This is a genomic window from Ruegeria sp. AF1 (genome assembly GCF_056542125.1).
Window position 1 is genome coordinate 1 of the sequence record NZ_JBQFZG010000014.1, and the last position, 21,737, is coordinate 21,737.

Genomic DNA, 21,737 nt, shown 5'->3' on the forward strand with positions numbered 1-21,737 from the left:
AAAGTCGTCAAAGACCATTTGGCTGGATGGGACAGAAGGCGATGTCGATCCAGACGTACCGCCGGTATCCGTACCAGATGTACCACCGGTATCCGTGCCAGACGTACCGCCGGTATCCGTACCAGATGTACCACCGGTATCCGTGCCAGACGTACCGCCAGTATCCGTGCCGGATGTACCACCGGTATCCGTACCGGATGTACCACCGGTATCCGTACCGGATGTGCCACCAGTATCCGTACCGGACGTCGTGCCTGACGGCGGTGTACTGGTTCCCGTTCCGCCGGAGACAGGCGTTGTCGCCGTTCCAACCCAAGAGTCGTAAGAGAGCGGATAACTATCGACCAGGTCAGAACCTGCCCCCAGAACATCTATTGTACTACCGGGAATAACACCAAACTGGTTGTACCCATCGGTTGCGGTTGTCGCGAAATAGACAAACTGAGCATCATAATATCCGGCCGCATTCGAATCTGTATTCTGAACAAAGGCATTGTCCAGAATCGTCCAGTCGGACTGCCCCTGATAGCCAGCAATCCCGGATGTCACATTCTGATCAATGATCACGTTGGTCGAAGATGATCCGACGGTGATTTTGGGAATGGTCACACCACCCGTCACCGAGCGCGGAACCGCAATCAATGTGTTGTTCGAGATCGTCAGACCATCGGTCATGTGAATCGCAATGCCGTTTGTATGGGCATTGTAGATAACGTTCCCTTCGATCACGATATCTTGGTGCCAGTCGGTCGGGTCCGAATAGTTGGCGTTGTCGCCACCGGCCCAAATGCCCTGCGTGTAGTCACCCGACCCAATATCCAGGACATTGTCCCGAATGATGATGTCGCTGCTGCCATCCCCGCTGGAGCGCTTAATCTGAATCATATCGCGGTGATCGTAAGAACCCGCGGCACCCCCGAAATCGTGGATATAGTTGTTCTCGATCAGAACGCCGTCAACCCGGCCCAGGTTGATACCGTCAGAACGGATTGTGTGAATGTTGTTGCCAATCAGATCAACATCCGAGGAGGTGCCGACGTTTATGGCTTTCCACCAGGAATGGAACTCGGAATTGGCGATTGTGACATTTGCCGAACCCTCGACCACAAGCCCCTTGCCGAAACCTGTCCCATCAGCCGAGGTCCCGGTTCCGCTTGCAAAATCCCCATCAAAAACCGAATTGACGATGTTTATGTTGGTGCTGTTGTCGATCCGGAACTTGCTGGCAGATTCACGCTGCCCACTGACATATGTATAGTCAAACTCGATAGTATCGAACGTGACGTTCGACGTCTGGTTGACATAAACTTCCGAAAAGCTTGCCATCGCGCTCGGATCAGCGGATTTGATTGTCACGTTGGATGTGTAATGGGCGTTTTTGAGATTCAGCACCCCATAATCACCCGCTGCAAGCAGTATCGTTTCCCCACCTGTCGCCTGAGACAGAGCCTGGTTCAACTCCGCCGCGGAGGTTACCGTGATTGTCGTCGACATCTTTCACCTTTTTGCATAGGCGCTGTGAGTGGCAGCGCACAAGAATCCCGCTCACCCAGGACAGAAGGAACAGCCGCACGAAGGCGACAGATGGGCCAGAATGTGGCTATGTTTGGAAATTGTTGCCTGCATCGGGACAATAATGTCCCTTCGCCTTCATTTCCGAGTGAAATTGATACTCGTTACCGGGAATTGTTCCCCTTCCCTTAGCGGTACCCAAGGGTTTGGCGAATTGATTCCTCTGCCGCAACAATGAACACACAATTGCCACTATTCCGGCATGGGCCCGCGTATTCCGAACAAATATCGGCGGTGAATTGCCCGATGCCGCCACGTCATCTCGTGCAGGCACCCCATCAAATCCACCAATGTTCTGCTCAACACAGCTTTATGGACACGACTCATCCATGCCCGTAGCCTTCCTAATTGATGAACGTGACACGGGCGGACCTGCCATGCGGGACAGACACAGTTCTTTCGGAATGCTGGTGTGTGCCTGCATTTTACTACTCTCTTTTTCGACCCCGTCCTATGCCGCCGGGGCGTGTACCGACACGAAGGCCACGACAAACGTGTCCGGTACAGAAAAGGGCCAGACACTCCACAACGTTTCCGAACTCGCAGGCGCCATACAAAATGCGGAGGGAGGAGAGACGTTCATTCTTGAAGGCGGGAATTATGGCGCTCTGAAAATTAGCAATATCTTTGAGAAGCCCATCACGATCCGCTCAGCCAACCCCGGGTCGCCTGCATGTTTCACGGAATTACGCCTGCAGGGCGCGGGCAACATCATGTTGGATGGGTTGATTTTTGACTATGAGTATTCCCCGGGGGACAAGGACTCAACCACCCGCTTCACCATCTATTCCAGCAGAAACGTGACCATCTCGAACTCCTTATTCGATGGTGGCTACAAATCAGGAGTGGGGCATGGCCGCGGACTTCGCCTCAAGGACAATGTATCGATTACACTGTCCCAGAACACATTCCGTCGATGGTGGAAGGGACTTACGGGTGGGCATAGCAACGACATAACGATCCGGGGAAACACCTTCTACGACATACGCTCGGACGGTATGGCTATGGGAGCTGTCGATGGGTTGATCATCGAAAACAACCATCTGCACAATTTTCGCGGTGTGCCCGGAAGCAAAGACCACCGTGACATGCTGCAGATCATGCGCGCCTCCAACCAACGCAGCACAGACGTCGTAATCCGCAACAATATCTTTGACATGGGCGCGGGAGATTACGCTCAGACAATCTGGATGGGTGGAGATGGCAAAAACTTGGGGGATCCCATGGTGCGTCATCAGAATGTGTTGATCGAGAACAACGTGATTTATAATGCACACGCACACGGTATTTCGATCCATGGGGCCGATAACCTGTCGATCAGGCGAAATTCGGTCATCCGGGTCAGGCGGGAAAAAGATGGGGGCATCACCATTCCGCGCATCAGCGTTTCCCCGGATTCAACCTCAGTCGTCATCGAACAAAACGCCGTCAGTAAAATCAGCGGATACAAGAACCAGCGCGATTGGGTCATCCTTAATAATGCCGCCATTCAGGATATATCCCGGGGGGCACCCGGATTTTACGACAGCGAATTCATCTACTACGCGACCGGATCGGCAAACGGGCATAACGAATATGGCGTGCGGCCAGGCAGCCAAATTGATCGGCTTAATGCCGGCTCCACACTCGTTAAGAATTACCCAACCCGCAAATAGCTCCAATATGACGGCGCCCGCACCGGGCACATCAGGTCAAATCTTCAGAATACTCCCGGTATTCCCAACGAAAAGAGCAGACATATAGCGGTTACAAACAGACACGGATGCTCAAAAAAGCTGTGCGCAGGCACGGAACTCTTTGAGGCCCGCATCAAACCATGATCACATACAGCCAGCTACACAATAAACGACATTCACACGGTGCCGCCAAATATGAACACACCCATGTCGCAGTCTCGGGCCGGTCATGCAGATCAAGATACCCCGACACTCAGCATTATTGTGCCGATGTTCAATGAACAGGACGTTCTGCCAATCCTGTTTGATCGGCTGGGCCAGTTTCTGGGAAACCTTGGCGAAAGCTATGAGATCATATGTGTGAATGATGGCAGCACAGACGGAACAGCCAGAATTTTAGCCGACGCGCACGCACATGACGGGCGTATCAAAGTGGTAAACTTTTCCCGCAATTTTGGCAAAGAGATCGCCCTGACCGCCGGACTTGACGTTGCCTCGGGCAGAGCAGTCGTTCCGATAGATGCGGATTTGCAGGACCCCCCCGAACTGATTGAAAGCTTTCTCGAGAAATGGCGCGAAGGGTTCGATGTCGTCTATGCCGTCCGGCACCGCCGCAATACGGACACCGCGATGAAACGCTGGTCGGCGATAAAGTTCTATCAGATCATCAACAGGCTCTCGGGGGTTCCGATTCCGGCCAATACGGGTGATTTTCGGCTCATGGACCAAAGGGTGGTTCGCTCAATAACCCAATTGCGAGAACATAATCGTTTTATGAAGGGGCTCTTCGCTTGGGTCGGATTTCGACATGCCGAGGTACTTTATGACCGGCCTGAGCGCGCAGCGGGACAAAGCAAGTTCAACTACTGGCGTCTTTGGAATTTCGCACTGGACGGCATTACCGGGTTCAGCACCGTCCCGCTGAGAATTGCTGGCTATATCGGTATGCTGACCGCCCTGGCGGCGATTATCTACGGCATTTTCCTGACCGTACGTACCCTGATCTACGGGGTGGACGTACCTGGTTATGCCTCGCTGATGGTTGCCGTGCTGTTGATCGGTGGTTTGCAACTCGTGGTGCTTGGCGTGATCGGCGAGTATCTGGGGCGTCTCTTTGACGAGGCCCGCAAACGCCCGCTTTACATTGTCGAAAGCAGCCTTGGCCTAACCTCCGAGGCCCTTGTGGAGCCGCCCGACGGAAAACCATTGACTTGAGCTTTCGTCAATTGAACCATCAGGGCGTTCAATTCGTTTATTCGGTACAGGCGGTGTTTTGTTGGTCGGTGATCATTTCGAATGTCATGGGAATTGCGAGATAATGTTGCGCCAACAGTTGCCTGCAAGCCATCTGACGCAACCCAAGGGTGCGGGGCAGAACTGGCCAGCATATAGAAAGGTCACAGCCCCAGAAATAGCGCCAATAAGGTCCATCAGGTCACATTATCCAAAAAACAGGCAACTATCTTTGCGCAGAAATCCCAGTGTTTGCGCATTCGTACGCACATACACCACGGGAACAAAAATACCGACAGACAGCTGCGCGCGCCTCACGCAAGGTCGACTTACCAAATGCCACCCAGAACCGAGGCACATGTGACCGGTAAAGCCCCATGATACAACAATCCCCCGCAGTTGGACGTAATGATCTGGCTGTGCTCCTGCTCATATTGCTTCTCGCCTCCGTGTTGCGAACCGCAGGGCTGAATGCGCCGCTATGGTATGATGAAATCTGGACCGTCGATACGCATGTCCGCCTGCCTTGGGGCGAAATGATGCGCGAATACTCGATGAACCATCACTATTTTTTCAGCATGAAGGCTAAGCTGGTTTCGCAAATTTTCGGAGATCAGCCCTGGGCCTATCGTTTTCCAGCGGTGCTGTTCGGCGTTGGTATCGTTGCTGCAATCTGGTGGCTGGCGCGGGATGTTGCAGACACGAAAGTCGCTCATATTTCGGCTCTGCTTGTCGCGCTTTCCTATCATCAAGTTTGGTTTTCGCAGAACGCCCGTGGATATACCGAACTCGCATTCTGGAGCACGTTGGGCCTTATTTTCTTTTTGCGGGGAACGCACCGTCCGACCACCAGCACGTGGATTGCGTTTGGCCTGACTGCCACAGCTGCGGTTTTCACACACTTGACCGGGGTATTCTTCTTTGTCGCCTTGGGTTTCACCTGGTTGGTGTCACTGGTAACCGGGTTTGGGCGCCCCGCCCTGACCCGTGACTGGGTGCTGCGGCCTCTTATTGGCGTAGCAATGGCGCTGGTCTTAATTGTGTTGTTGTATCTACCGATCTTTCCAAGCCTCGTGGAAGCCATGGGTGAGGTAGCGGCAACATCCGCTGTCGATCCGATGCAGGAGTATCAGAGCCCGGTCTGGACAGTGCTGGAAGGGCTACGGACAGCAGTCGGAAATACTGGCCCGTTGACCTTGATTGTTGCATTCGGCGGATTGGTCGCCCTGGCGTTTGGTGCCGCAGGAGCACATTCAACACAACCGCTGTTTTTCCCGTCCATCGTTATGCATATCGTGGTGACGCTGGTTATTCTCCTGTCGCTCGACATGCGGATTTGGCCACGCTTCTTTTTTGTTGATATCGGCCCGTTCATCATTCTTGCGGTCATAGGCTGCTGGCACGGTGCGGGCATTGTGGCGCGAGCGATAAGCCAGCCTCGGATCGGAATGCCACTGTTCGCCATCGGTGTTGCGGCGATGATCTCTTTATCCGCCCTTCTTGTGCAGCGGAACTATGCCGCGCCAAAACAAAATCTGGCCGGAGCTTTTGCCTTTGTGGAACAGACCCGCAACCCTTCCGAGCGGGTTTACGCCATCAATCCGGGCGGGCCTGTCTTTGAGAACCATTTCAATGCCAACTGGACAACCATTGGCGACCCCGAAGCATATGCAAAAGCGATAGCTCAACCTGGTCCTGTGACATTGGTCGTCCTGTTTCCGAACCGAATGTTCAGCGCCATCCCGCAACTGAGGCAGGATGCCAAAGGGCAACTGGACCTTGTCCATGACTTCCCCGGAACACTGGGCGATGGTAACGTTTATGTATATCGGCGTGACTGAATAGCGCACCGCTTATGACAAAACACTCCTTGTATTGCACTTGGACGTTTAAAATCATGAGGCAAGGAAGCAACCTTTTACATCGACATCCAAATGTCCACAATCCAACATGGGTGCCTCAAAAAACCGACATAGAAATACCTTTTATGTTTTCAGCGCCGGGACTCCTGCGTTGACTTGGCTCGGACTGCGGAGGACAAATACACAGTAACGATTTTAATCCAGGTTTCGCCAATGCGTATTGTTTCATACATCTCCGCAATCTTGCTCGTTGCTATCTTTTCGTTTGTTATAGGTATGTGGACGACCCACAAAAACTGGGGGCCTTGGAAGACATTCTCAGAGACCAAAGAGGCCATCAGGTCGTGGAGAGCCACCGGGTATGTCGTCCCGGATGGAACCTACCTCCAGCGCCCGGCGCGCATGCCATCGGATTCATACGTAGTGCACCAGGCTGATAAAGTCGCGCCCGGTTATGTGCTGATCAACCGGATCGCCAATCCCGCGCCCGGCTATCTCACGGACCTCATCGATACCGAAGGCAACGTGCTGCACACGTGGAAGATTGATCATTCAAAAGTTGTTGAAGGTGGGAACGAAGCCGAATTCGTGCACGCCATTCGCCCTCTGCCCGATGGGTCAATCCTTGCCAATTTCGACGACAACTTAGGCATGGCGAGGTTTGATACATGCGGCGACATCATATGGCGGCGCACAGATATGGTCTTTCACCATTCGCTGACCGAAGATCCCGACCTTGGCGGCTTCTGGACCTGGACCTCCAAAATCTGGGATGGCGGGCACGATCAGCAAATGGCCCGGATTGATGCGGAAACCGGAGAAACGCTTGAGAGCATTGACCTGGCGAAAGACGTCATCCTTCCTGACCCTAAGGCGCAACTGGCATTCCGTATTCCCAATGGTTTCAAGTGGCGCTGGGATGCAGAGGCCGATGAAATCCCGGACATCATTCACCCAAATGATGTCGAGGTCCTGCCATCGGAATGGGCCGGGGCATTCCCTCAATTCTCTGCAGGTGACCTTATCATGTCACACCGAGCAATCGATCTGGTTGGTGTTGTTGATCGGAAGACGAAGCGTCTGAAATGGCACAAAGCAGGACCGTGGGAGCACCAGCACGATGCGGATTTTCATCCCGATGGCACAATTACGGTATACTCGAACAATACCGATCGCCGCCGATCCTCCATTATTGAAATGGATATGAAAACCGGTGAGGTGCGCGATAAATTTGCTGGATCCGAATTGGTCTTCGACAGCTTCATCATGGGACAGCAGGAACGCCTGCCCAATGGCAATTGGCTGATCTCCTCACCAATGGAGGGCCGGGTGATCGAGGTGACGGCAGACGGGGATTTGGTGCGCGAATTGTCGAACATACTGACTGACGACTACAATTCGATCATCACAACGGCCGTTCACGTTCCGCCCGATTACTTTGACACGCTGCCGTCCTGTGACAAATGAAATCGCAAAAAGGCCATCGGCCGCGCTTGATAAAGGCGTGTTGGACCCGAAATTACTCAGGAGCAAATCATGAACAGACGATTTTCAGTTACAGCGAGCGCTGCATTTGCTTTGGTCAGCCTTGCATGTGCCACGCCGGCTCATGCGTATATAGGGCCGGGGGCCGGTCTCGGCGCGATTGGCCTGGCCCTGGCCCTGCTGGTTGTCGTGGTTTTGCTGATTGCCGGCTTTCTTTGGTTCCCGATCAAGCGGGCACTGAATGCCCGCCGCAACGCCAGGACCGCTGAGGCCCCGCCTGACGAGCATCATTGATGATCGCTTTCTGCGTCTCGCTGTTGGCGGTTCTTGGATTTGCAATCGGCCTATTGAAGACCGGAGTTGTTCCGGCGGCCCGGTCTTTGGTTGCATCCTCGGTTCGCGGGGTTTCTGCGATGTTTGACGCGGAAACCACAGATGAAGAGAAAGAGGTCGCCGTTCGCCGCGCCGCATTCGAGCTCTTGAAGGGCGTCTGGCAACTCGCCTGGCGTTTCGGCCTGTCGCTTGCCGCTGCCGGAACACCAATACTTCTGGCTGATATCGCTGGCCTTGCAACCACCGATGAGGTGATGGGGCTGATGCTCCGCCTTGATTATATCGTCGTCGTCACTGCAGCAGCGATCCTTATCGCCCGGTTCGTCTCGAAGCGTTTGCCTGGAAGCAAGCCCTCCGAAACCGAAGCCTATTCGGAAGGTGACCGCCTGGTTCACGCTTTGGCTTTTTCGACGCCATTATTAATGAAATCCCTGGCGGCCGCAGATGACAGGGTCTTTGGGTGCACCAATAAGACAAGGGGATCACGACCTCCGATCTTCATCACTTCCCTGGCCCGAGGTGGCACAACCGCGCTCTTGAACGCATTTTTTGATATGCCCGTGATCGCAACGCACCAATACCGGGACATGCCATTTATCACCGCCCCCTACCTCTGGTCAGTCCTCGGCGGAAAACGATCAGATCGGGTGACGCGCCGCGAACGAGCCCATGGTGACGGGCTTGAGATTGACCTCGACAGCCCCGAGGCATTTGACGAAGTGCTATGGCGCCTCTACTGGCCGGACAAATATCACCAGAAAGCCATCGACCTTTGGCAAGAGGGTGGCAAGAACGAACCAGCCTGTGATCGGCTGCGTAGACATTTTGACAAGATCGTTGCGCTACGGCGCCCCGGGCAGGCGCAGGCGCGATATCTGTCGAAGAATAACGCAAACATCGCGCGATTAAATGTGTTGCCGTCTTATTTCCCCGGCTGCGACATCATTGTCCCGCTGCGCCGACCGGCCGCACATGCGGCCTCACTGCTGCGCCAGCATAAAAACTTTCTTAACCTTCAGGCCAAAGATGATTTCGTTCGCCGCTATATGCTGGACATAGGGCATCTCGAATTTGGCCTGCTGCACCGGCCCATTGCGTTCGACACGTTCGACCCCGGCCAGACCGGCCCCAAACAGCCGGATTACTGGCTGCACTACTGGATTGCAGCCTTTCGCCACGTCGAAAAGCAAAGCGACATATGCTTGATCGTCACGCAGGATGATCTCAGAGTCCGTCCTGATCAGACAATGCACGCTTTGTGCGAGACGCTGGAGCTTCCCCGAAAAGGCCAGTGCTTCGACAACTATTTTCGCAACACACCAGACCAAACCCCTGATCACTTGTTTGACGCCGAATTGCTGCACACGGCGAACGCGCTCTACGCCAATCTTGATAAACTGGCCGTGAGGTAGCGAAACTTGGGGTAATTAATAGATCCTCCCCATGACAATCGCTGCGAACACCTGCTTTAAAGCTCTCACCCTGATCATATTTTCCTACAGACAAGGTAAAGCTCAAGACATCTAACTGCCTGGCTGAAAAAGTGATTTAATCCCTCAGGGGATCACCTGCATTCTGATGGATGGTTGCAGTTTTTTGAAAAACGACCTGTTTTGGTGTAAGGTCCCCAGAATTCATACGTTTTCATTTTTTGAGCTTATCATCTCAAGGTCAAAACCCGCGATGGAAAAGCTTCTTTTTAAGAAAGTCGAGCTTTGGGTCCTGGGACTGGTTCTGGTCACGGGGCTGTTAGGCATGGTCTTATTTGGTGCGGTCGTTCTCGACGAAGAGCGGGGAAATGAAGACCGGGGCGGCGATCACTTCGGAGCGATAGGTGAAGCGGCCCTGACGTTGGCCGAAATCCCAGAGAATGCACGGCAAGCAATTAAGCAGATTGGGCGGCCAGACACCAAAATGATGCCCTTTCTTCGTCTTTCCGCGGATGAAGATTTGCCCGCCGGATGGTCATGGAGGCAACCGCCTGGCTCCGGCGGGTTGACCGGGTACTTGTTACTAAGCCGCTATAACGGCGATCAGGCGCGACACGTGATCGAGTTGATGTCTCTGGAGACCGGAGAGATTCTCAGAACCTGGTCACCAGAGCCCGAAGCGTTGCTGGCCACTGTTAACCGACTTCCAGAATTTGATGGGTTCGCACGCTACGAAAACTGGAATAACGCCTATTTTCGCTATATCCACCCGTACCTGACCGAAGAAGGGGATCTTCTGGTCAAAAACCACATTGCGCCGCTGTTCATGCTAACACCTTGCGGTGACGTCCGATGGTCACGAAGCGAATATTTGTTTCACCATTCAACCAGCCCTGACGGACAGGGCGGTTTCTGGATCCCAAGTTACAAGCTGAATGACTGGCCTGAAAACCTGTCACCTAAATTTGCCCGCGAATCTCTGGTGCGGGTAAACGCCAAAGGCGAAGTGGTCTTCGAAGAGGCGCTGGATGAAATTTTAGATAGCAACGGTTTGCGCCACCTGCTATTCCCCGCCGCCAATTTTTATCACGACCCAATGCACCTGAACGACATCGAGCCGGTTCTTACCAATGGGCCTCATTGGAAAAAAGGAGACCTGTTTCTAAGTTTGCGCACGCCGTCTCTTGTTATGCTTTACCGGCCGTCGACTCACGAAATCATCTGGTCCCAGGCAGGCCCCTGGTTGTCGCAGCATGACGTGGACATCCTTGATGATCACCGGATCGCCGTGTTCAACAATAATGCCTATGATCGCGGACTTGGCGCACGTGTGGAAGGCATAAGCGAAACTTTGATCTATGATTTTGAGGATGGTTCAGTGGAAAGCCCCTTTCGTGCGGCATTGGAAGGTTTGGGGGCCGCGACAGTATCGGAAGGTTTGCAGGATTTCACACCGTCCGGGCACTTGATTTTCGAAGAAGCAAACCGTGGCCGCGTATTCGCACTCAATAGCACTGGTCAGATTGTCGCTACATTCGTCAACAGGGCACAAAACGGAGAGACTTATTCCCTGGGATGGTCACGTTACATATCTCAACCTCACGGTGAGAAAGCCCTGAAAGCCATATCCGACAGCGGGTGTTAGGGTCACGAGCCTATGCATCCCCATCGCAAATATTTCTAATTCAGGGCACTTATTGTAATGTTAACCGAGAATATTTGACCCTGTCACCACCGGGCACACTTGGTTTTTGCTAAATAGAAATCATGAGCATACTCGAAAAAGATAGCGTGTTCCTAATTAGGCGTGAGCGCCGAAACGTGGCCGTCTTCATTGCGCTGGCAATCACAATTGTATTGACGATTATCTTGCGGTTATGGGGAATTGAATCCCGCAGTCTTTCTCATCCGGAAATCTATGTTCCCGGTATCCCTCTTGTTCCCGGCATCTCCGAGCCCCCCCCACGGCTTGGGCTTACGGAAACGATCTGGTGGCACTTTCATGACGAGCCGCACCCCATGGGGTGGTATGTGGCCATGTTGGGCTGGACCAAAACGTTCGGAACCTCTCATCTCGCGCTACGGTTTCCGGGTGTCCTGTTTGCCTTGGGCTCCATCCCGCTGATTTTCCTGATCGCGCGAAGCGTATTCGGATCGACCGTGGCATGCCTGGCCGCGCTATTGCTGGCGCTCCATGGCTTTCACATCGCATGGAGCCAGATGGCCCGCATGTATGTTGCCGGGGCTTTCCTGTCACTCTTAGCAACCTGGCTTTTGATTACCCTTGTAAGGACACGCAGACCGAGACCTGGAATCGAGATTGCTTATGTTGCTTCGGTCATGGCCGGAATTCTGACGGTCGAGTTCTTCTGGCCATTGATCCTGCTTCACCTGTTCTGGACAATATTGGTTCTGCCCCGGCCCAATGTAGAGGTTGAATATCTTGCGCATCGGTGGCGGACCCCCAGGCTGTTCCAAATACAAGCCCTAGCCTTCATCCTGTCCGCGCCAGCACTGACGCATGCAGTTTACCGCGCGCGAAAAACTGCGGTACGCGATCCAAATCCCGAATTTCTGGTAGAATACTTCTCCTTCGGGTTTCTATATGCGAAGGATCACCGCATCATTCCGATGCTACAGATCGGACCAGCCTGGACCTGGATTATTCTTATCTTTGCCCTCGTGTTGCTGGCAGCCAGTCTGAGAGCGCCAAAGCGCGAAGCGCCGGTTGTAAGCTTGGAGCGAAACATTCCTTTTTGGATTTTGGGTTTTGCAGCTATCTGTTCAGCCTGTTTCATGCTGTGGCTTGCCTCAATCGCTCACCGCCGGACCGAATTGCTGACGGCAATGTCCGTTTTACCCTTTCTTGCGCTCCTTATTCCGACCATGGGCACGGCATGGCGCGCGCTAATCCCGAGACTGCCATCGAAAACCCTGCACTACCCTCAGGAACGAACCTTGCTCCTATGGCTTCTTGCAGTGGCTTCTCCGCTGATCATTTTTGTGGCGTCCTACAAGGTATATGTTCTGGCCGACCGGGCCTTTTTACTCTTCATACCCTACTATCTAATCCTCTGTGCAGCGGGAGCCGTCTGGATGTTCCGACGCCCGCCCCTCAGGCTGGTGTCGATAGGGATATGCGTCATCGTGTTTGTGTTCAGTATACCTTATGCCGCCCAAAAGCCCGGTGCTCCAAACGATTACCAGGGAATTGCACAAGCGATGCTGCCTGAAATGCGCCCTGATGACCTTGTCTTTATGCGGCAGGCACGCGACTGGACGGATACACCTCTGTTCTATTACATCAACGACGCTAATTTTATTGTATCGGAGCATGAGGCCGCCTTGCGTGCTCATCCAAGTGCTCGTGTCTGGTTGGTCACTTGGCCGGGCGAAGGAACCCCAACAGTATCCGATGCGCGGCGCGCAGCACTTCGAGGCTATAGGCAAACATTAATAATCGAAAAACGGCGGGCCAACGCAGAACTCTTTGAACCCAGAACAAAGACCCATTGATCTCAGCGATTACCAGTCGAAACCCAAGCCATGACCTGAGTGACATTCTATATCTTGGAACGTCCAATGACCAAAAGTCCGCAACAGATACATAGCTTCACGGAAGAGCAGTTGTTTTAGAATTTGAAAAGTTTTTAGCTTTTAATCAATATATTACCAACATAATAGACAAAATATAACCAAATTGTTTAGCGCTTTGCTTTTTTTGAAATTCTGTCAATTAGAGTTGATAAGTATCCCTTATCACGTTTGATTGATTTTGCCGGGAAATACGCGCAGAATGTGCCTCATGAAGCCTCTTGCGCCTTATCTTCCCAGCCCCTCCGCTGCCCTCCCCCAGGCCGATCAGGAGGCGCTCACCGATCTTTATGTGCGCGGTACGCCAGCCAATACGCTGCGCGCTTATGAGCGCGACCTGCTCTATATCACCGCGTGGAAGGCTTTGCGCTTTGGCACGACTCTGGACTGGCCCGAAAGCGAAGCCACCGCACTGGCCTTTATCCTCGATCATGCGCGCGACCTGACGGGCGTGCCGGTGGACGATCGCGCCCGCCAGACGGTCGAGGCACTGATCGCGCAGGGATTGCGCAAGTCGCCGGCCTGCCCGGCCCCCTCAACGCTGGACCGGCGCATCGCCTCCTGGCTGGCCTTTCACCGGATGAAAAACCTCACCAGCCCGTTTGATACCCCGCAGGTCAAGCAGGCCCGGGCCAAGGCGCGCCGCGCCGCCGCCCGGCCCCCTGCCCCGAAATCGCAACATCCGATCACCCGCGATGTGCTGGAGCAGCTGCTGGCCACCTGCCGGGGGTCGCGGCGCGATTGCCGCGACCGGGCGCTCCTGATGCTGGGCTGGGCCTCGGGCGGGCGGCGAAGGTCCGAGATCACCGGGTTGATGCGGGAAGATGTGTCCTTGAAAGAGTTCGAGACCAAGGGCCTGGTGTGGATCTCACTGCTGGAAACCAAGACCACCCAAAAGGGGGAAACCCCGCGGCTGGTGCTGAAAACCCGGGCGGCACAGGCGCTGGTGCATTGGATCGAGGTGGGTCAGATCAGGGATGGGCCGCTGTTCCGCCCCATCTCCAAGGCCGACCACGTGCTGAAACGCCGTCTGTCTCCAGACGCGATCTATCAGATCGTCAAGCATCGACTGAAACTGGCTGGGCTACCTGAGGACTTCGCCAGCCCTCACGGGCTGCGCTCGGGGTTTCTGACGCAAGCCGCATTGGACGGCGCCCCGATCCAGGCCGCCATGCGCCTGTCCCTGCACCGCTCCATGGCGCAGGCGCAGAAATACTACGATGACGTCGATATCGCCGAAAACCCGGCGACGGACCTGTTGGGATGAAAGAAGGGGCGGTTTCGCGCGCGAAACATTAGGTGCTGCGTGCGTGTAGCCAGGTTTTCAGTTCCATAAGAAATTCTTCAGACATCCCTCGACCGGACAGGATGACTTGTGAACCGTTTCGACTCTGTTTCAAATGAATGTCACCGAATGTCTCTTTCGAGACCGTCTCGGGAGCGGGCGATTTTGCATCCCTTGATGACAGGTTGTTTGCCGTGCGGGTCAGAACCGATATCTCAGTTTCCGATGTCTCGGGCGCGGCCCCTTGCAGGGCTTTGGCTATCAAAGCAGTCGCTTTCGACTCCTCTTTCACAAGCTTGGCAATCGATAATCCCAACCGCTCGGGAATGGCCGAAGCAAACTGCAGGTGATCGTCCAGCGCGTGATATATCGCGATGAAGGACCCTATCTTTGACCGTTTCGCCCGGCTGGCCGATGCAAACAGCCCGCGCAGGGCGGCGGCCTCATCCGGGTAAACGCCCTGCTCTGCCGCGCGCGCCACGATCCGGGCCCGCTCATAATAGCTCAGCCCGACGCGGATCTCATTTTCCTCGACCATGGCCACGTAAGCGTCTGATGCGCTCTGTGGTTGCCTGAGAAAGGCACGTACGGTTGCAAAGCGCGCCTCGCCCGTGTTCTGCGCCAAGGCCCGCAGCGCTGTCATCCGACGCCAGCCAGAGATCAGCCCATAACGCCCCTCCGGCAGTTCCACGACCTCAATCGGTGTTTGCTGCCCGCGCGCCTTCAGGCTTTCCTTCAATGCCTCCATATCCGCGTCATCAGCCGCCAGCCGGTCGCGCACCAGATAGGTTTCCTCAATGGAATCCAGCGGCAGGTCCTGCACCAGCCGACCTTCGGCACGGGCGGCACGCAATTCTCCGGACAGCTCCTCCAGTGCCGCCTGAGCCGCCGTGGCTCCAGCCACCTGCGCAACCGGAGGCGCAGCGCGGGGCGTATCCGCAGGGAACATGGGGTTCAACCCGGGGGCAGGGCGGGTGTCTTCCAGATAATCCGGCCGGGCAGGGGTCAACCGTTTGCGTTTTGCCATCACTTTCTCCTTTTCCAGCGCAGATCAGACCCTGTTTCGGGCACCACTGATGTGTTTCGCGCGCGAAACATGATCACCTTAGCGCCAGTTCCGGCGTTCCCGCCGCTTCGGCCTGCTGGGCCAGTTCCTCACCTCGCCAGACACCAATCAGCAGCTTCTTGAACGAGGCATAGGTGGCATCGAAGGTTTCCCGCCCGCGCACATAGGTCTCGCGATTGAAATCACGGTAATCGGCCTCGTAGATGCCGTTGACCTGTTCCCCGGCCTGCCCGATCAGCGCCGTGTAGCCCTGCCAATGTGGCGACAGAGTCCGACCCAGATAGGCCTGCATCAGCCCGGCCAGCTCCGCCTGCTGGCTGCCGTCATAGCGGGTGATGATCGTGCGCACGGCGTCCCACTGAAAGGCCATCTCGGGCCGTCCCAACGCGCGAGCCGCCATGTTCTCACCATCTTCGATGGACTGAAACGTGGAATGCAGCATGTCAAAGAAGCGCCCGGTGGAGTCGAACTCCAGGAACGAGGCCCCCATGGGCACCAGAAGGATATCCGAGGCGGCCAGCCCATTGATCGTCAGATAGCCAAGGGCAGGGGGGGTATCGATGAAGATGATGTCATACTCGTCCAGCACCCCATCCTCGTCCAGCGTATCGGTCAGCGCGTCCCACAGCTTCCAGCTGCGGCCCTGCATTCGCCAGACGGGGATCTGGAACTCGGCCCAGTACAGGTTCAGCTGCGCGCCGATCAAGTCGATATTCGGCCAATGCGTGGTCTGGATCAGATCGCTGCTGCGGACCTTCAGCGCTTCGGACAAGGTGTCGTCGATGGGGTGTGGTGCCTCACCCCGATCAAGCCGTCCCTGATTATCACGGCGCAGATGGGTGGCGTAATGACGGGCCAGCAGGGGGAACACCGTCTGCCATTCATCGGTTACCTTGCCGCCAAAGATCGACGTCATCGAACCCTGGCTGTCCAGATCAATGACCAGCACCTTGTAACCATCCAGGGCGGCAGACATGGCGAGATGCGCGCAGGTTGAGGTCTTGCCAACGCCGCCCTTGAAATTGGCGACCGAAACGATCTTGGCAGGTAGCCCATTGGGCCGGTAAGGGCGGTACTCTTTGGCTTTGGACCCCTCCGAGGCAAAATGTGCCCGCAGCCGCAGAACCTCATCCAGCGTGAACCACTTGGCCCCACCCTCGGTTTCGGATTGCCCCTGCGGCAAATCCGGGTTGCCCTTCAGCACACGGCGAAAATGGGCGGGTGCAACAGGGATCAGGTATTTGGTGATTTCCCAAGTTGAAAACAGGCGCAGCTTTTTCTGACCGTTCTCTTCTAGCCCCCGGTTTGCCAGATCGCTGCGACCCCGCGCACAGGCATCCGCGATTTGTGAAAAGTCACCCGTACCGGTTGGATTGCCAAGCTCAGCATAAGCCAGATCCGGATCGATATTGAAATACGGGGGAAGCCCCTCGGAGGTCGCTGCTCGCATTGAAAATCTGCCTATGTGCTATGTTTTGACCAATATACCACAAAAGGAAGCATGCGGAAGCATAATGAGCATAAAACCGGATTTTCTAAGCAATAATAAGGGGTAACTATCGATTGAAACGCTGGTTTTGAGTGTCAGGCAAAAAAATATCCAGTTAGAATCCTGTTATCTTATTAGTTACAGCGAAATCCTGATGTTTTTAAGTATAAGAAAAAAAATGGTTTTTTGCATTATCGAGCGCCCATAGTGAATCTGATCCCACGATCAGGCGACTCTGATCCCACGTTGCAGTGACTCTGATCCCACGTTCCGGCGGCTTTACGCGTCCTGTGGATAACTCTACGGTAGGCGTCAATAAAACCACGAACAAAGATTCGGGCAGGACATATGGGCAGGGCAGTATGAGCGGGTCAGGGGCGTTGTTGCCCGACCGGCACCCAACGGGTGATTTTTTTGTATGCGATATCTTCGATGCGCTGCCCAAGACAGATATGGGCTCGATGGAGCATCCGATGTTTTCGCTCTCGACCCGACCGGATCGCCGGATCCTCAATTACGAGCATAACGGGGTCGAGATCACGGTGACGCCCTCGGTGCGGGGGCTGGCGACGATCCACGACAAGGACATCCTGATCTTTTGCATCAGCCAGCTGATGGCAGCGATCAATGCGGGCCGGACGGTCAGCCGGGTGCTGCATCTGAAGGCGCATGATCTGCTGGTGGCCACCAACCGCGAAACCAGCGGCGATGGCTACAAGCGTCTGCGCGAAGCGTTCGAGCGGCTGGCAGGCACCCGGATCACCACCAACATTGTCACCGGCGAGAAGGAAACCACCACCGGGTTCGGCCTGATCGAAAGCTGGGAAATCGTCCGCCACACCCGGGCGGGCCGGATGGTCAGCGTCAGTGTGAAACTGTCGGACTGGTTGTTTCGCGCGGTGCTGGCGAAATCCGTTCTGACCCTCAGCCGCGACTACTTTCGCCTGCGCAAACCGCTTGAGCGGCGCATCTATGAGCTGGCCCGCAAGCATTGCGGTCGCCAGCCCGAGTGGCGGATCTCGGTCGAGGTGCTGCTGAAGAAATCGGGCTCGGCCTCGCCCCGGCGGGTGTTCCGCAAAATGATCCGCGACATGATCGCAGCCGATCACCTGCCCGATTACGAGATGATCGAAGAGCCCGGCGACCTGATCCGCTTTTCGCGCCGTGGCCAGGTGGTCGAGGGACCGGACAAACCGATCCTGCCGTCACAGGCACTGGAGGAAGCCCGGGCAATGGCACCGGGCCGCGATGTCTATGCGTTGGAGGCGGATTGGCTGGCCTATTGGACCGCATCCGGCCGCCCGCAGATCAGAAACCCGCAGCGGGCGTTTCTGGGCTATGTGGCCAAGAGGGTCGCCGGGCGGGATTAAGGTGCCCTGCCGCGTGTTTGCAGCTTTGACGAAAGATGTGTAGGGAAGCTGTAAATGATCAGCCTGAATAGGCGTGATCCTGTTTCTGTGCTTGAGGCCTGAACGAGCGGAGGGCGAAAATCACGATGATAGCAGAAAGGATGACTGCCCAGCCCGCCAGCATGTAGATCCCTAATACCATCAAGATGGACATGCCTGAGTACAACGCAAACCCACTGGCCCCCAGACCGACAAGGACAGCTATCCCGAGAATTCCCATCATGTTATCCGGTCCTCCGGCATTGGTCTTGGCCGCGTCAGTTTCCAGAGTGGCCGTGATTGCGCCACCGGTGTGAGTGCCCGGTATGATTCCGCGCTGGAATCATGGCAAAACTGTGAACCACCTTGGGTTAAAATTTGGTTATTTTTACCTGTTGGAGCTGTCGCTCCACTACTCGTGAGATACCGCGTATTCTTTTTGAGACATGAGTGATGTCTGAATCCACTGTTTCGTAAATGATTTATGTCGTCAACGCACTGTACACGAAACCATCAGGTACGGCATAAAACCGCGCGGCGCGTGAGGAATGGAGCTGATCTGTTGTGATGGGACAGGAAGAGGGTTTTTGTGACCGCAACCCGGGTTTTACCCCGTATGGCTGGTCGCCAGCTGTCTTTTACGACCCGGTTTCCGAAACGGTTGTTCGATCCAGCGCCAACTGGCCCATGCAACGAGCAGCGAAATAGCGATCATGACAATGCTGCTCTTAAGGCCAAGGTTGTACCCTTTGTCAGTGTAGTCCCGGAAAAATCCGAACAACACATAATGCCAAAGATAGAGAGAATATGAAATCACACCGATTCCGACAAACGGTCGGGTCGAGAGGATGGTTTTGACGATTGTTTCGTGCCCGCCGCTATAAATGATCAGGACAGCCCCCAAGCATGGAAGCAGCGCCCACGGACCAGGGAATGTGCCTTTTGACGGCGAGAGGATCAATGCGGCGACCACGATCAGGGCCAGCCCGACGAGAGCGAATATCTCCGCGCTCACCCGTTGAAGAGAGGGTAAACGGGCCGCCGAAAGCAGAACTCCCATCAACAACTCCCAGGCTCGGAGTTGGGGCATGAAAAACATGTAATCTTCATAATGAGCGGTGGTCACTGCAGCCCAAACGAAAGACGCAAGCGCAATAATGGAAAAGGTTAGGAACAGATTAATCGAATATCGCGCCGCCAAAATAGCAACGAGTGGAAAGACCAGATAAAACTGCTCCTCAATTCCCAACGACCAAGTGTGCAGCAAATGTGTGTCGCCGAACCATTCCCAGCCTGTGGCAAATAGAAAGTTGGAAACCGAAACTGCGGCGCTCAAGGCAACCCACAGCTCATTTTCGAAACTCTCTTGCGAATTAAGGAAAAATTTTGCGGCCACTGCTACAAACAATGTCGCGAATAAAGCTGGGATAATTCGGCGTATTCGTCTTTCATAGAATCGGGTCAGCCGGAAATCCCTGACTGCCAGTTCCTCAAAAATGACCCTGGAAATGAGGAATCCGGAAATGACAAAGAAGATATCGACTCCGATGAAGCCACCTGGAAAAATGTTCAGTCCGGTATGTTCAACGACTACAAGCCCTACTGCCACGGTTCGCAGGCCATCCACGTCTCTCCGCCGTTCCATGCAAGGTTACCTTTACTTCTGAGATATGGAGCACTAACCCAGAGAGCCAATTTTCCTAACGGTTAAAACATGGCTTCCGTATCAATACGACATTACTCTTCACCTTATCGCGCTGATGGTGTGGTTCTGCAAAACTCGCGACCAGCGCTAAAACCTTCATTGACAGGGGCGAATATCAACTGAATAGGCGTGTACAATCACATCTTGATCAAACGCCCGTCCGTCACCCTGATCCCTGTTTTTTCAAAAACATTGCGCGTATCAAAAACCAGTGCCGCCTCGCGCGCGACCAGACCGTAATCCGGGGCGCTGTGATCGGTGATCACGGCTACCGCCGCATAGCGCTTCAGGTTTTCCGCGGTCAGCGGCTGGGATGTGCGACCCGCAAGCTGCGGGTATTCGCCACCTTCGGGCAGGCGGGGGAAATACGGGTCGTGATAGTCCACTTCGGCCCCCAGCTTCTCCAACTCGTCCAGCAGCACCAGCGCCGGGCTGCGGCGGGTGTCTTCAACATCGCGCTTATAGGCGATGCCCATCAGCAGGATGCGCTGTCCGGTCAGGGGCTGCCCGGTCTCGGCGATGGCCGAGCCGTTACGCGCCGCCAGTTCAGCCGCCATCCGTGCCGCCAGCATGGATGGCACGGCGTCGTTGCTGGAGCGGGCCAGATTGATGATTGGCGTATCAGATCCTGCATCCGCAGCGCGCCAGGCCAGATAGGCCGGAGACACCGGGATGCAGGCCCCACCAATTCCGGGACCGGGATAGAAGGGCATGAAGCCAAACGGCTTGGTCGCCGCAGCCTCGATCACTTCCCAGACATCCACGTCCATTGCTTCAAGCGCGGTCTTCAACTCGTTGACCAGCGCGATATTGACGGTGCGAAAGCTGTTTTCGACCAGCTTCACCGCTTCGGCTGTGGCGGCCGAGCTGACCGGAACGGCGCTGGTGACGATAGCGCGGTAGAAATCCTCGACCAGTTGCCGCGACAGCGGATCGTCGGCGCCAACCACTTTCGGGATGCTGTGCGTGTCGAACTTGTCATTGCCGGGGTCTTCGCGCTCGGGCGAAAACGCCAGGAAGAAATCACTGCCCGCGCGCAGACCGCCCGCCTCAAGGATCGGCTGAACCAGTGTGGTAGTGGCTCCGGGCCAGACGCTGCTTTCCAGCACCACCATCTGACCGGGGCGCAGATGCTGCGCGATGGTTTCGGCGGCGGCGGCGACAAAGCGCATGTCCGGGTCTTGTGCATCGGTCAGCGGGGTCGGCACGCAGATCAGGATGATATCGGCCTCGGCCAGTGCCGCAGCGTCCTGCGTTGCGCGGAACCTGCCACTGTCTACCGCTTGTGCGATCCGGTCTGACGCCAGATACGATATGACCTGATCGCCCTGATTGATCCGTGCCACCCGGTCAGGGTTGAGATCAACGCCGGTGGTATCGAACCCCTCATCATAGGCAGTCAGCGCCAGCGGCAGCCCGACATAGCCCAGCCCAACCACAGCAACCCGCGCATCGCGCGCCGCGATAAGCTGCTTGAGGGAAAGATGGTGCGAGGTTTCGTAGTTCATAATCTATCCTGATCGTACAAAGTCAGACTGAAATCAATTCGCGGTGCAGCTGCCGGAAACCCAGGCTCCTCCACGGATAGGGCGGAACGGAGGCGAATCCAATATATTTGT

Annotated in this window: 16 protein-coding genes; 10 read left to right on the forward strand and 6 right to left on the reverse strand. The window is 55.2% G+C overall.

The features are described from left to right. On the reverse strand, positions 1-1,494 hold a 1,494-nt coding region (locus tag ACR0BK_RS16100), incomplete at its 3' end, for a right-handed parallel beta-helix repeat-containing protein (RefSeq protein ID WP_480555402.1). A gap of 407 nt (positions 1,495-1,901) precedes the next feature. Between ACR0BK_RS16100 and ACR0BK_RS16105 the strand changes: the two genes are divergently transcribed. From ACR0BK_RS16105 to ACR0BK_RS16145, 9 genes are all read left to right on the forward strand, one after another. Then, complete coding sequence (locus ACR0BK_RS16105; RefSeq protein ID WP_480555403.1) at positions 1,902-3,227, forward strand: right-handed parallel beta-helix repeat-containing protein; 1,326 nt, start codon at positions 1,902-1,904, stop codon at positions 3,225-3,227. Positions 3,228-3,455: 228 nt separating this feature from the next. Further along, complete coding sequence (locus tag ACR0BK_RS16110) at positions 3,456-4,463, forward strand: glycosyltransferase family 2 protein (protein WP_480555404.1); 1,008 nt, start codon at positions 3,456-3,458, stop codon at positions 4,461-4,463. A 452-nt stretch (positions 4,464-4,915) separates the two neighbouring features. Then, complete coding sequence (locus tag ACR0BK_RS16115) at positions 4,916-6,322, forward strand: glycosyltransferase family 39 protein (protein WP_480555405.1); 1,407 nt, start codon at positions 4,916-4,918, stop codon at positions 6,320-6,322. 177 nt (positions 6,323-6,499) lie between these two features. Continuing rightward, a complete protein-coding gene (locus ACR0BK_RS16120) occupies positions 6,500-7,810 on the forward strand; it encodes an arylsulfotransferase family protein (protein ID WP_480555406.1) in 1,311 nt (436 codons plus the stop codon). A 69-nt stretch (positions 7,811-7,879) separates the two neighbouring features. Next, entirely contained in the window at positions 7,880-8,122 is a 243-nt protein-coding gene (locus ACR0BK_RS16125; RefSeq protein WP_480555408.1) for a hypothetical protein, read from the forward strand. Continuing rightward, on the forward strand, positions 8,122-9,573 hold the full coding sequence (locus tag ACR0BK_RS16130) for a hypothetical protein (protein WP_480555409.1): 1,452 nt from the start codon (positions 8,122-8,124) through the stop codon (positions 9,571-9,573). Before ACR0BK_RS16125 ends, ACR0BK_RS16130 begins: the two co-directional genes overlap by 1 nt. Before the next feature lie 184 nt (positions 9,574-9,757). Next, positions 9,758-11,236: an arylsulfotransferase family protein gene (locus tag ACR0BK_RS16135; protein ID WP_480555410.1), complete on the forward strand. Its 1,479-nt coding sequence runs from the start codon at positions 9,758-9,760 to the stop codon at positions 11,234-11,236. A gap of 374 nt (positions 11,237-11,610) precedes the next feature. Beyond that, on the forward strand, positions 11,611-13,107 hold the full coding sequence (locus tag ACR0BK_RS16140; RefSeq protein ID WP_480555492.1) for a glycosyltransferase family 39 protein: 1,497 nt from the start codon (positions 11,611-11,613) through the stop codon (positions 13,105-13,107). Between the two features lie 289 nt (positions 13,108-13,396). After that, positions 13,397-14,452 (forward strand): tyrosine-type recombinase/integrase, encoded by a 1,056-nt coding sequence (locus ACR0BK_RS16145; RefSeq protein ID WP_480555412.1) that lies wholly within the window; start codon positions 13,397-13,399, stop codon positions 14,450-14,452. A gap of 28 nt (positions 14,453-14,480) precedes the next feature. Here the strand turns inward: ACR0BK_RS16145 and ACR0BK_RS16150 are convergent, their stop codons facing one another. Both ACR0BK_RS16150 and ACR0BK_RS16155 read right to left on the reverse strand, forming a co-directional pair. Continuing rightward, positions 14,481-15,497, reverse strand: coding sequence for a ParB/RepB/Spo0J family partition protein (locus tag ACR0BK_RS16150; RefSeq protein ID WP_480555414.1), 1,017 nt, complete (start codon positions 15,495-15,497; stop codon positions 14,481-14,483). Positions 15,498-15,570: 73 nt separating this feature from the next. After that, positions 15,571-16,986, reverse strand: a complete 1,416-nt coding sequence (locus ACR0BK_RS16155) for an AAA family ATPase (RefSeq protein WP_480555415.1) — start codon at positions 16,984-16,986, stop codon at positions 15,571-15,573. A gap of 401 nt (positions 16,987-17,387) precedes the next feature. On the opposite strand from ACR0BK_RS16155, the gene ACR0BK_RS16160 reads away from it, so the two are divergent. Further along, positions 17,388-18,395, forward strand: a complete 1,008-nt coding sequence (locus ACR0BK_RS16160) for a replication initiator protein A (RefSeq protein WP_480555417.1) — start codon at positions 17,388-17,390, stop codon at positions 18,393-18,395. A gap of 58 nt (positions 18,396-18,453) precedes the next feature. Here ACR0BK_RS16160 and ACR0BK_RS16165 read toward each other — a convergent pair whose 3' ends face one another. From ACR0BK_RS16165 to ACR0BK_RS16175, 3 genes are all read right to left on the reverse strand, one after another. Beyond that, positions 18,454-18,657, reverse strand: a complete 204-nt coding sequence (locus tag ACR0BK_RS16165; RefSeq protein WP_480555419.1) for a hypothetical protein — start codon at positions 18,655-18,657, stop codon at positions 18,454-18,456. A gap of 363 nt (positions 18,658-19,020) precedes the next feature. Then, a complete protein-coding gene (locus tag ACR0BK_RS16170; RefSeq protein ID WP_480555420.1) occupies positions 19,021-20,058 on the reverse strand; it encodes an acyltransferase family protein in 1,038 nt (345 codons plus the stop codon). Positions 20,059-20,255: 197 nt separating this feature from the next. Then, positions 20,256-21,626: a nucleotide sugar dehydrogenase gene (locus ACR0BK_RS16175; RefSeq protein WP_480555422.1), complete on the reverse strand. Its 1,371-nt coding sequence runs from the start codon at positions 21,624-21,626 to the stop codon at positions 20,256-20,258. Positions 21,627-21,737 lie beyond the last annotated feature (111 nt).

Bases quoted from the DNA above. Each gene is read 5' to 3' on its own strand.
- ACR0BK_RS16105 (WP_480555403.1), top strand. From the start codon at position 1,902: ATGCCCGTAGCCTTCCTAATTGATGAACGTGACACGGGCGGACCTGCC.
- ACR0BK_RS16150 (WP_480555414.1), bottom strand. From the start codon at position 15,497: ATGGCAAAACGCAAACGGTTGACCCCTGCCCGGCCGGATTATCTGGAA.
- ACR0BK_RS16125 (WP_480555408.1), top strand. From the start codon at position 7,880: ATGAACAGACGATTTTCAGTTACAGCGAGCGCTGCATTTGCTTTGGTC.
- ACR0BK_RS16175 (WP_480555422.1), bottom strand. From the start codon at position 21,626: ATGAACTACGAAACCTCGCACCATCTTTCCCTCAAGCAGCTTATCGCG.
- ACR0BK_RS16130 (WP_480555409.1), top strand. From the start codon at position 8,122: ATGATCGCTTTCTGCGTCTCGCTGTTGGCGGTTCTTGGATTTGCAATC.
- ACR0BK_RS16155 (WP_480555415.1), bottom strand. From the start codon at position 16,986: ATGCGAGCAGCGACCTCCGAGGGGCTTCCCCCGTATTTCAATATCGAT.
- ACR0BK_RS16160 (WP_480555417.1), top strand. From the start codon at position 17,388: ATGAGCGGGTCAGGGGCGTTGTTGCCCGACCGGCACCCAACGGGTGAT.
- ACR0BK_RS16145 (WP_480555412.1), top strand. From the start codon at position 13,397: ATGAAGCCTCTTGCGCCTTATCTTCCCAGCCCCTCCGCTGCCCTCCCC.
- ACR0BK_RS16170 (WP_480555420.1), bottom strand. From the start codon at position 20,058: ATGGAACGGCGGAGAGACGTGGATGGCCTGCGAACCGTGGCAGTAGGG.
- ACR0BK_RS16110 (WP_480555404.1), top strand. From the start codon at position 3,456: ATGTCGCAGTCTCGGGCCGGTCATGCAGATCAAGATACCCCGACACTC.
- ACR0BK_RS16140 (WP_480555492.1), top strand. From the start codon at position 11,611: ATGGGGTGGTATGTGGCCATGTTGGGCTGGACCAAAACGTTCGGAACC.
- ACR0BK_RS16165 (WP_480555419.1), bottom strand. From the start codon at position 18,657: ATGATGGGAATTCTCGGGATAGCTGTCCTTGTCGGTCTGGGGGCCAGT.